This is a genomic window from uncultured Chitinophaga sp. (assembly GCF_937874145.1).
In the GTDB taxonomy this organism is placed as follows: Bacteria; Bacteroidota; Bacteroidia; order Chitinophagales; family Chitinophagaceae; genus Chitinophaga.
Map to the genome: position 1 here is coordinate 1 of NZ_CALNBI010000416.1, position 1782 is coordinate 1782.

3 protein-coding genes are annotated in these 1782 nt (G+C 56.1%); 2 read left to right on the top strand and 1 reads right to left on the bottom strand.

What is annotated here, in order from left to right:
* Positions 1-411, bottom strand: a 411-nt coding sequence (locus Q0510_RS19960; protein WP_298715630.1) for an FAD-dependent oxidoreductase, incomplete at its 3' end; no start/stop codon positions are given.
* 210 nt (positions 412-621) lie between these two features.
* Between Q0510_RS19960 and cobA the strand changes: the two genes are divergently transcribed.
* Together cobA and Q0510_RS19970 are read left to right on the top strand one after the other, a co-directional pair.
* Positions 622-1395, top strand: a complete 774-nt coding sequence (gene cobA, locus Q0510_RS19965) for a uroporphyrinogen-III C-methyltransferase (RefSeq protein WP_298715632.1) — start codon at positions 622-624, stop codon at positions 1393-1395.
* The coding region (locus tag Q0510_RS19970) for a Crp/Fnr family transcriptional regulator (protein WP_298715634.1) at positions 1392-1782 on the top strand (391 nt) is incomplete at its 3' end. The genes cobA and Q0510_RS19970, both read left to right, overlap by 4 nt.

Genomic DNA, 1782 nt, shown 5'->3' on the forward strand with positions numbered 1-1782 from the left:
GGCGGACTTCATGAGGTCGAGGTCGTCGAGGGTGCGGTAGACGAACACGCCTTTCTGGTCGGTGCCTGGCATGGGTGGCACGAAAGCGGAGGAGCCGGTGGCGAATACGAGGTAATCGTATGATTCGGTGATGCCTGATTTGGAGGTGACGGTCTGGAGGCCGGGGGAGATGTGGTGGACGGGATCTCCGAGGTGGAGGGCCACGTTGTTTTCGGCGTACCAGGTTTTGGGCGCGAGCAGGAGGTCGGCGGTGGATTTGCCGTCGAAGTAGCTGCTGAGGTGGACGCGATCGTATGCCGGGAGGCGTTCTTCGCCGAATACGACGAGCTGGAGCCCGGGGATTTTTCTTTCGGCGAGTTTGCGGCAGAATTTGAATCCGACCATGCCGTTACCGATGACGACGATTTTCATGGGAAAGAATTTGATGATAAACGAATAAACTCACATTATAAATTATTCTATGTAGACTTTTTACTGATCAACCTCTAATATTTCAACAATTCATCCAAAGTTTTTCAAATTAATTTATGATTCATATCATGAATTTACGATCCTGTTGCTTATTTTTATAGTGATTTCATGATTTTATGTCAGATATTTTATTTACTAATTTGTTTTATCATGTTACAGCCTATGCTTAGCCTGGTGGGCGCCGGACCGGGAGACCCGGACCTTATCACCCTCAAAGCCATTAAAACCCTCCGCGCGGCAGACGTCATATTATATGATGCGCTCGCCTGCGAAGAGCTCCTCCAGTACGCCCGCCCCGGCGCCCTTTGCCTCTCCGTCGGTAAAAGAGCCGGCCGCCACGCCGTGCCGCAGGACGAAATCAACCGCCTCATCGTCCATTACGCCATCTCCCACGGGCACGTAGTCCGCCTGAAAGGCGGCGACCCTTTCCTTTTCGGCCGCGCCGAAGAAGAAATCCGCGCCGCCCGCGAAGCCGGCATCCCCGTCAATACTATCCCCGGCATCACCAGCGCCATCGCGGCCCCTTCGTCCCAGGGCATCCCGCTCACGGCGCGCGGCCTCCACGAATCCTGCTGGATCACCACCGGAACCACGAGATCGGGCACGATTTCCTCCGACATCGCCCTCGCTGCCCAATCCACCGCCACCATCGTGATCCTCATGGGCATGTGCCACCTCCGCGAGATCATGGACATCTTCCGCGCCAACGGCAAAGCCGCCACGCCCGCCGCCATCATCCAATCCGCCACCACCACGGAAGAACGCTGCGTTACCGGTTGCGTCGACGATATCGCCGAGGCGGCTGAGGCGGCAGGGCTCGGCAGTCCCGCCGTGATCATTATCGGCGAAACCGTCCGCTTACATCCTTCATTATGGAAAGAATATTGTAACTTGACCGCCCACATCAACGAGCCGCCTGCATGAAGCCTTCGAAACACTCCTGCGGGATGACCACCTGCCTGCTGTGCCGCTTGTGCCAGCCCGCCTGGAAACCGGCCATCACCGCACATAAAAAGCACTTCGCCCTCAAAAAAGGCGAGCTGCTCTTTTCCGAAGGCGAACCTGTTACAGGGATTTACTTTATCGATCAGGGCAAGATGAAAGTGCACAAGCACTGGGGCAACGAAAAAGAGCTGATCCTCCGCTTCGCGGGAACCGGCGACATCGTAGGGCACCGCGGCATCGGTACCGAGCTCGTCTATCCCGTTTCCGCCACCGCGCTGGAACCTACCACCGTCTGCTACTTCGACCTGGCGTTTTTCCAGGACAGCCTGCAGGTAAATACCCATGTGCTGTACGAACTGATGATGT